The 9,553-nt window shown below is 64.0% G+C and carries 3 protein-coding genes; all 3 read right to left on the reverse strand.

Features of this window, described 5'->3' with window-relative positions; all coding sequences use genetic code 11:
• Nucleotides 1-111 precede the first annotated feature (111 nt).
• The 3 genes from recD to recC are packed head-to-tail and all read right to left on the reverse strand — an operon-like array spanning nt 112 to nt 9,343.
• Nucleotides 112-2,184, reverse strand: coding sequence for an exodeoxyribonuclease V subunit alpha (recD, locus tag ASF84_RS05490; RefSeq protein WP_056836066.1), 2,073 nt, complete (start codon nt 2,182-2,184; stop codon nt 112-114).
• Entirely contained in the window at nt 2,181-5,882 is a 3,702-nt protein-coding gene (gene recB / locus ASF84_RS05495; protein WP_056836068.1) for an exodeoxyribonuclease V subunit beta, read from the reverse strand. Before recB ends, recD begins: the two co-directional genes overlap by 4 nt.
• Nucleotides 5,879-9,343, reverse strand: a complete 3,465-nt coding sequence (recC, locus tag ASF84_RS05500) for an exodeoxyribonuclease V subunit gamma (RefSeq protein WP_056836071.1) — start codon at nt 9,341-9,343, stop codon at nt 5,879-5,881. The genes recB and recC overlap by 4 nt, the downstream gene beginning before the upstream one ends.
• Nucleotides 9,344-9,553: the final 210 nt, after the last annotated feature.

Here is a 9,553-nt window from a genome sequence, read left to right on the forward strand (position 1 = left end):
CTGCATTTAGCGCGTCAAAGGCAGCGGGGGGTGGAATCAGGTAGCGAAGTCAGGCGCCATGGCTGCGCCATAAAGGCGCAACCATTGGTTTTGGCATGGCCACATCGATCGTTACAGGCCCAACATCAACCCGCTCAGGCGCTTGACCTTGCGTTGCAGGGCTTGTTCGAACACGCCCTGGCGTGACTCCAGCAGACTGAACCAATGCTTGGCGCGGGTGATGCCGGTGTAGATCAATTCCTTGGTCAGCACCGGGTTAAGGGCCTCGGGCAGGATCAGCGCGGTGTGGGCAAATTCCGAGCCCTGGGACTTGTGCACGGTCATGGCGTAGACCGTTTCGACATCGTTGAGCCGGCTGGGCAGGATGAACCGCACCTCCCCACTGCCGTCATTGCGAGGAAACGCCACGCGCAGTACGTGCTGCCCCTGGCCTTCACGCTCCGGCACCCTCAAGGCAATGCCGATGTCGCCGTTCATCAGGCCAAGGCCGTAATCGTTGCGGGTCATCAATACCGGCCGGCCTTCGTACCATTGCTGCTCGCTGCCGATGAGCCCGGCATTGAACAGCGCGTGAGTGATGCGCAGGTTGAGCCCTTCGACGCCCCAGGGCCCCTTGCGCACCGCACACAATAATTGAAACTCATCGAACGCCTGCAAGACCGCACGGGCCCAGCCGGTCCAGCACGGGTCGCTCAAGGCCGCCTGCGGCGCAGGACGCTGTTGCGCCAGCACACTCAGGTAATGCCGGTAACCCTGCGGCCCGCTGCCGTGACCGTCGAGCACCATCTGTTCGAAGTGCAGGTCCTGTTCATTCTTGAGTACGCGCACAAACAGGTCGGCATGGGTGTTGCCGGCCAGCAAGGCACGGGCCTGGGCGTATTGCTGCTGGTTGACCAGTCGCGCCAGCTGACCGATGCCGCTGCCTTCGCCGAAACGCCGCGAGTGCCGCAGCATGACCACTTGCTGTGCCAGCGGGTGCTGCAGGTCATCGCCGCTCTGCAAGCCGCTGGCGTGCAGGTTTTCGCCGCTGACCGACTCCAGCCAGGCCTGGGTCTGCGGACTGTAGAAGCCGGCCTCGGCATCGCGGCACAGATCACCCAGCACAGCACCGGCTTCCACCGAGGCCAACTGGTCCTTGTCACCGAGCAGCACCATGCGCGCATGGGGTGGCAAGGCGTCGAGCAGGTTGGCCATCATTTCCAGGTCGATCATCGAGGCTTCGTCGACCACCAGCACGTCCAGCGGCAGGGGGTTGCCAGCGTTATGCCGAAAGTGCCGGGTGCCAGGCCGGCTGCCCAGCAAGCGGTGCACGGTGGTGACCTCGCTGGGGATGCGCTCGCGCACTGTCTCGTCGATGGTCAATTGCCGGACCTGCTGGCTGATCGACTCGGTCAGGCGCGCCGCCGCCTTGCCGGTCGGCGCTGCCAGGCGAATGCGCAAGGGCTGGCCGCTGTGCACGGCGGGTTCCTGCAACAGCGCCAGCAAACGCACCACGGTGGTGGTCTTGCCGGTGCCAGGGCCCCCGGTGATGATGCTGAACCCGCGGCGCGTGGCCAGCGCACAGGCCAGCTTTTGCCAGTCGATGACCGCACCGGGCTTGCCGAACAGCGCCTCCAGCCGCCCCGCCAGATCAGGCGGCGGGGTTTCTTCGGCCGACAGGCGCTGACGCAGCACGGCGTCGATGCGCCGCTCATAGTTCCAGTAACGGCGCAGGTACAGGCGCCGGTCGGCCATGACCAGCGGCTTTTGCAGGGCGTGTGGGCTGTGGTCATCGGCACTGGCCACCAGCGAGCTGTCAGCCAGGACCTGGCACCAGGCCGCGCCATCCAGGCTGGCCAGCAGTTGCGACGGCAGCAGCATAGGCCCGCTGTGCAGGTCACCCTCGGGCGGCAGCGACAAGGCAAAGTCCGGCGCCTTGAGTGTCTCGTAAAGGTCGAGGCACACATGACCATGGCCCAGTTGGTGGCTGGTCAGCGCCGCCGCCAACAGCACCCGCGGATCAGCCTGGGCATCGAGGCTCGCCAGAAAGGCCACGAACGCCCGGTCCAGCGCCCGCAACCAGCCGCGCTCGGTCCAGCGGTCCAGCAACAGCAGCAGGTCATCGATACGTGCGAGCGGCATCAGCCGGGTCAGGCTGTCGGCTTCCAGTGGTGTCGGCAGCAGTTGGGCGAAGGTGCGGCTCATGCGAATTCTCCTGGGCGAAGCGCCGCCTGCGACTGGCCTTGAAAGAGCCGGTCGAGGCTTTCGATCAACTCGCGGGGTGGGCGGGTGAAATACACGCCCTGCCCCGGCGCACGGCTGCCGCGCAAGAACAGGTACAGCGCGCCGCCCATGTGCTGGTCGTAGTCGTAGCCGGGCAATCGCGCCTTGAGCTGACGGTGCAGGGCCAGCAGGTAGAGGGTGTATTGCAGGTCGTAGCGATGCTCCAGGATCGAGGCCTGCATGGCCTCGTCGGTATACGCGCTGTCGTCGTCGCCCAGCCAGTTGGACTTGTAGTCGGCCACGTAATAGCGCCCGTCATGTTCGAGCGTCAGGTCGATAAAACCCTTGAACATGCCATTGAGGGTGGTGGTTTGCAGTGGTGCACGCGGAGCGTTGTCGTGGGTATGGGCGCGCACCAGTTCGTCCAGGCGCGCGACATCGACATAATGGCTGGCGAACCAGAATTCCATCTCGATGCGGTACTGGTTGGGCTGGTCCAGTGCCGCCAGCGCCAGGGGGCGAGCGCCCTGTGTCGTCAGCAAAGGCATCTGTAACAGGTGCAGCAGCCAGTCGGTCAACGGCTTGATCCAGGCCTGCCAGCCGCGCAGGTTGCAACGTCGGGCAACAGTGTCGAGCACACCTTCCGGGTCGCTGGCTGCCAGGGCAAACCCTTCTTTGCCCGCCCATTCGAGCAAACCGTGCAGGAAGGTGCCGGGGTTCGGTCCACGCGGGAAACGGTGCAGGTCGCTGGTGCCCGGCAAGGGGTCGCGCGCCGCCTGCGTCTCTGGACGCTCGTCGTCGAACAGTTTCTGGGCCAGCGGCGTGTCGGGGGCGCTGTCGCCGCTGGCGGTAATGCCATCGCCAATGCGCAGCGCGCTGTAGGACGCGATCCACCAGTGATCGGCCGCCTTGCGCCGGGGCAGCAATGTCTTGAGCTGGCGGGTCGGTTTGAGCGGCGGGCTGAAAAGCGTGTCGTCAGGCTCCGGCACCGCTTGCAGGGCGATGGCCGGGCAGCCCTTGACGAGTGCCTTCAGCCACTCGCCCAATTGCGCGCTGTCACTCAGTGGCAGGCCTGCGCCCAGCAGGTAGCCCAGCGCCGACAGGTGCAGCTGCGAGCTGTTGGCATTGCCGCGCTTGAGGTCGGCCACGCCCAGCCAGCAGGCGTGCTCGGAGCGGGTCATGGCGACATAGAGCAGGCGCAGGTCTTCGGCCAGGCGCTCGTCGTCGGCGCGCTTGATCAGCGCGTCGGTCGGTTGCAGGCTGATGCGGGCCTGACCGTTTTCATCGTGAAAGTGCAGCGGCAGGCGCGTGCCGTCCACCGGTTTGCTGGAGCAGATGAATGGCAGGAATACCAGCGGATACTGCAGGCCCTTGGACTTGTGAATCGTCACCACCTTGACCAGTTGCTCATCGCTTTCCAGACGCAGGATCTGCTCTTCGCCGGCCTGGCCGGACAGCACCAGGTGCTCGCCCAGATGGCGGATCAAGGCCTGTTCACCATCGAGCTCGGCAGCGGCCTGTTGCAGCAGTTCGGACAGGTGCAGCAGGTTGGTCAGCACCCGTTCGCCATCACTGCGGGCCATCAGGGTCTGAGGCAGCTTGAAGTCGTGCAGCAGACGTCGCAGCATCGGCAGCACGCCTTGCGTGCGCCACAGGCCGCGGTAGCCACGAAACTTCATGACCTGCTCTTCCCAGGCCAGTTCGTCCTGGTTCAGGTGCTCAAGCTCGGCCAGCGGCAAGGCCAGAGTGATGCTGGCCAGCGCGGCGCGCAAGGTACGCTCGACATCCGGCTCGGCGCATGCCTTGAGCCAGGCCAGCACATCGTGGGCTTCCTGGGCGGCAAAGACTGAGTCCTTGTCCGACAGGTACACACTGCGCACATGACGCCGGGCCAGTTCGCTGCGCACCGCCTGGGCCTCCTTGCCGTCGCGCACCAGAATCGCGATATCGGCCGGCAGCAGCCTGCGCAAGGCTTGCCCGTCACGGGCAAAGCCGGCGCGGCCCTGGGTGCCGGCATTGAGCAGGCGCACGATTTCGCTGGCGCAACTGGCGGCCAGTCGCTGGCGATAGACCGTACCGGACACCGGTTGCTCATTCGACAGTTGCCACACGGTCAGGGCTGACAGCGGTTGGCCGTCGAGTTCAAGGCGCTCCTTGCGCCCCTGCGCCCGGGCTGGCTGAAAGGGCACCGGATTATCCTTGCCGTCACGGAACAGGAAGGCACCTTTACCGGCCTCACGCTGTTCGGCACTAAGGAACACATGGTTGGCCGCCTCGACCATGGTCACGCTGGAACGGTAGTTGGTGTCCAGGGTATGCCAGCGGCCGGCAGTAGCCTTGCGCGCGCGCAGGTAGGTGTAGATGTCGGCGCCACGGAATGCATAGATCGCCTGCTTGGGGTCGCCGATCAGGAACAGGCCGGTCTGCTCATCGTTATCTTCCAGACGGTAGATGCTGTCGAAGATCCGGTATTGCACCGGGTCGGTGTCCTGGAATTCGTCGATCAGTGCCACCGGGAACTGCTCGCGAATCAGGCTCGCCAATCGCTCGCCGCCAGCCGCCAGCAAGGCGGTGTCGAGCCTGAGCAGCATGTCGTCGAAGCCCATTTCTGCGCGGCGGTGTTTCTCGGCTTCGAAGCGGGCGCTCACCCAGGCCGCGGCGTGCTGCAACAATTCGGCATCGGGGGTCGGCAGGCGCTCCAGTGCGCTCTGCAAGGCCTGCATCGCCACGAAAGCAGGGTGTTGCGGCGGTTCGACCTTCCAGGACTCGGCGATACCCTCCGGGGTCAGGCGCGTAAAGCCGGTGCCCAGGTCGAGGTATTCCTGTTTTTCATCCAGTGCCCAGGCGGTGAGCTTGTCGAACCAGGGCTTGAAGAAGCGCTCCTGGATCTGCCGGCCGTTGACGTGCTTGGCGGCCACGGCTCCCTGGAACAAGGTGTAGAGTTCGCTGGCCCAGGCGGCCCAAGGTGCCTTGAGCTCGACCAGCGCCGCGCGACGTTGTTCGAGCACGCTCAGGATCAGGTGTGCCGGCTCCTGCGCAGAGGCTTCGAACTCACGTCCGAACAAACCGCGCACACGCGTCAGCAAGGCCGCCGGGCCACCCCAGTTTTCGCGCACCCAAGCCAGTGCAGCGCCGTCCATGGGGTAGCAGAAACGCCGCCAGTAATCGCGCAGCACTTCACCGAGCAATTCGCTGTGATCGGTTTCCAGGCTCTGGGTGAAGAGGCTGCCGCTGTCGAAAGCGTGTTCGCGCAGCATGCGCTGGCACCAGCTGTGGATGGTCGAGACGGCCGCTTCGTCCATCCATTGCGCGGCAATGTCCAGCCGGCTGGCACAGGAGGGCCATTGCTCAGGGGCGAACTCGTCACGCAGCTCGCTGACAAGTGCATCGGGGGCCGGAATTTCGTCGCGAAAGAAACGCGCGGCTTCTGCCAGGCGAGTACGGATGCGATCACGCAGCTCTTTGGTGGCCGCATCGGTAAAGGTCACAACCAGAATCTGCGGTGGCAGCAGTTCACGGCCGAATCGCGACAGCTCGTCACCATGACCCAGGACCAGGCGCACATACAGGGCCGAGATGGTGAAGGTCTTGCCGGTGCCGGCGCTGGCTTCGATCAATTGGCTGCCGCGCAGCGGAAAACGCAGGGCCAGAGGCCGGGCGATTGAGGTAACAGGATTCATTCGGCCGCCTCCTCGCCCTGCCAGGGGGCGTCATACAAGGGTTTGTAGAGCGATTCGCACCAGCCGGCGAATTCTTCGCTGTCGAGCAGCGCGTCGAAGTCCGGGTACTGCCGCAGCAAGGCGGTGCTTTCGGCACGCTCGCCATTGCTGTTCTGGCCATCGCCTTCGTAAACCTTGCGCGCGGCGGCCTCGGCCTTGTCGGCCGGCTGTCCGAGCCAGGCAAAGGCGGTTTTTGGCGCAATCGGCAGAGGCTGCTGCATGCCATTGAGCCAGCCACTGAGCAGGTCGTTCAAGGCTTCGCCAGCCGTTTGTTTGTCCAGCGGCGGCAGCAACAAGGTTTCGTCGGTGGCCACCAGCGCGGTGGTCAGGTGCAGGTCACAGGCACAGGCCACCAGATGATTGACCCAGGGCCGGATCAGCCGGTGCCACTTGCGGGTTTTCTTCGAGCCAATGCCATTGGGGATGACCGTGACGGCCAGCAGTTCGTCCCGTGCATTACGGTGCAAGCCGTCGAGCCAGCCATCAAGCTGCACCTGGCGGTGCTCGACACTGACCGGCAACGCGCTGTCGAGCCGCTGTGGCCAACGGCTGAGCAAGGCGTGATAGCGCTGCAGCACACCTGGCAGCGGTTCGAGTAACTCGGCTTGCAGCGAGGTACCGAAACCGGCCATGGGCAGCAGGCCACTGCCTTGCAGGCGCAGGGCCTGGGTATGCAAGGCCTGCTCGACAGCGTCTGGCTTGAGCATCGCGGCGCCCAGCAGGCTTTCGGTCAGGCCATAGCGTTGCAGGGCATCGAGCACGAAGGGTTCTTCATCGGCCAGCGGGGCCTCGCGCTGATCGAAAAACACCTTGAGCCGCTGGGTGAAGAAGTGCTTGACCGGGTTGCGCAGAAAATCATGTAACTGCTGCAGGCTCAGGGGTTCCAGGGGCTCGTGCGCAGCCAGCTGGGTGGCGGGCACAGGCGCACTGGCATCTTGCTCACCGTGCAATGCCTGCCATTCGCGGGCAAAGCTGAAGTAACCAGAATCTTGCTGGAAATAACGAACACTGAAGGGCTGCAGCGGATGATGGAGGGTCAACGCCTTGATCAGCGCCTCACCCGGGTTATCGTCGGGGTCTGCTTGTGCCAGTCGCCAACCGCTGACCAGATGATCACGCAATTGCCCGACCAGCACAGAGGCTGGACGCTCACTGTTGTCGCGAATGCTGTGCCCGACCCAACTGATATAAAGCTGGTCACGGGCCGACAGCAATGCTTCGAGCAGCAGGTAACGGTCATCCTCGCGCCGCGAGCGGTCACCGGGACGGTAGTCGCTGCCCATCAGGTCGAAGTCCAGTGGCGGTTGCGCGCGCGGGTAATCGCCATCGTTCATGCCCAGCAGGCAGACCACCTTGAACGGGATGGCGCGCATCGGCATCAAGGTGCAGAAATTCACCGAACCGGCCAGAAAACGCTGCGACAGACGCCCCTGGTCCAGTCCGGCCAGCCAGGCTTCACGCACGACTGTCAGCGGCAATGGGTCCTGAAGGGCAACCGACTCACAGGTCTGCAACCAGGTTTCACGCAGGCTTTCCAGTTGCGCGAGCAGGTAGTCGTCGTGTTCGCTTTCAGCCTGGAAAAACACCTGCAGCAAGGTTTGCAGGCGCACGCCCCACTGCTGGGCAGTGGCAACGCTGGAGAACTCGGTGTAGGCGATGTCCAGTGCATCGATCAAGGCGACCAGCGGGCCGATCAGGGCCGCATCCAGGCCGCCGATTTCATCGTAGGGTTCAATGCCCTGGCAGGCTTCGCCGGCACCGACGGCATAGCCCAGCAGCATGCGGCGCAAGCCAAACTGCCAGCTGTTCTGCTCCAGTGCGCCGGGCAGGCCCAGGTTGACACGTTGGCGGGCATCCAGTCCCCACCGAATACCGGCGCCCTCGATCCAGCGATGCAGGGTCGGCAGGTCGCGCTCCTGGATGCCAAAGCGGGCACGCAAGGCAGGCACATCAAGCAGGTCGAGGATTTCACTGACCGGAAAACGGCTGTCGGGCAGTTTGAGCAGGTGTTCGACGGCGATCAGCAGCGGGTCGCGGCCGCGTTGCCCCTGGTCGGCCAGGGTAAACGGGATGAAGCGTTTGTCGTCGCGCTCGATCTGGCCGAATACGGCCCGGATATGCGGTGCATAGCTGTCGATGTCCGGCACCATGACGATGATGTCGCGCGGACGCAGCTCGGGATCGTGACTGAAGCGGGCCAGCAACTGGTCATGCAGGACCTCGACTTCACGCTGGGCACTGTGGGCGACGTGGAAACGGATCGAACGGTCCTGCAGCGGGTCGACGTCCGGCCATAAGGCGCGGCTTTCATCGAGCGGACGCAGTTCAAGGATATCGTCCTGGACCTGGCCCAGCAGGTGTTTGGGATCGCCGTCGCTGAACAGGTCGATCCGCTCGTCCTTGAAGCAGAAACGGTAATTGTGGGGGTTGTCGTGGCTGTCCAACAGGTTGATGTAGTCACGGCCCTGCTTGCCCCAGGCCGCGAGCAGTGGATGCGCGTGCTGATGCAGCGATTGCGGATCCAGCACCAGTGGCATGCTGCTCTTGCGCGCCTGGCGCTTGTCCTGGTGACGTAACAAGTCCTTGTCCGCCACGATATCGGCCCAATGGTGGCGACAAGGGTTGTGCACGCACAGCAAGACCTGGCTGAAGCGCGCCAGTCCGGCCAGCGCTTCGAGTGCCTGTGCCGGCAGCGACGAAATGCCAAAGACGATGACCCGCGCCGGCAGGCCGGCAGGGGCCTGATCCAGGCTCTGGATGCGCGCCATGAAACGCTGGTGCACACCGGCACGGCTTTGGGCCATGCCTTCGGTACCGACATCGTGCAGCAGGGCGCGCCACAATTCGGCCTGCCAGATGTTGGCAGGGCTCAAGGGCCTTGCCTCGCCGCGCCCAGAGCGCAGTTGATGGCGGCCGGCGGCCCAGTCTTCCAGCCAGTCGGCGCGGTACACCTGATATTGGTCAAACAGGTCGGCGAGCCGCTCGGACAATTGATAACGCTTGCGCAGGTCGGCATCGACCGTCAGGAAGCGCTGCAGTGGCTCGAAATGCGGGCGGTCAATCAATTCAGGAAGCAGACGCATGAGACGCCAGGTCAGCGGGGCCTTGTCCAGCAGCGAGGTCAGCGGGATTTCTTCGCGGCCCAGTACGGCCCGGTAGAGCTGCCACATGAAACTGCCGGGTAGCTGCACATCCACAGCGGCTGCAATACCGCAGCCGCCCTGGTCTTCATCCTGGGCGTCTTCTGCCAGGGCCAGCTTTAACCATTGGGCGATACCGTTGCTCTGCACCAGCGCGATTTCGTTCTCAAGCGGTGCCAGGGGATAACGTCGCATCCATGACACGACCAGGCTGCGCAGTTCATCCAGTCGGTTGCCATGAACCACCATGAAACCGGCGGTGAGCGTGGTCGTGTGGGGCATGCCTGCTTCCTTGACTCGTCAGAGTGATACTCAAGGGCGCACCTTAAGGGGTACGAGGATGAGCGTCCAGTTAGAGCGTTTTGCAGGTCATTAATTTTATTCCGCGCAAAGCAAAACCCCCGATCGCAAGGCGATCAGGGGTTCTGGGTTTGAATCTTGACGATGACCTACTCTCACATGGAGAAGCTCCACACTACCATCGGCGATGCA

Origin of the sequence: Pseudomonas sp. Leaf127 (genome assembly GCF_001423155.1) — a bacterium.
GTDB lineage: Bacteria > Pseudomonadota > Gammaproteobacteria > Pseudomonadales > Pseudomonadaceae > Aquipseudomonas > Aquipseudomonas ovata.

Bases quoted from the DNA above. Each gene is read 5' to 3' on its own strand.
- recD (WP_056836066.1), bottom strand. From the start codon at position 2,184: ATGAGCCGCACCTTCGCCCAACTGCTGCCGACACCACTGGAAGCCGAC.
- recB (WP_056836068.1), bottom strand. From the start codon at position 5,882: ATGAATCCTGTTACCTCAATCGCCCGGCCTCTGGCCCTGCGTTTTCCG.
- recC (WP_056836071.1), bottom strand. From the start codon at position 9,343: ATGCCCCACACGACCACGCTCACCGCCGGTTTCATGGTGGTTCATGGC.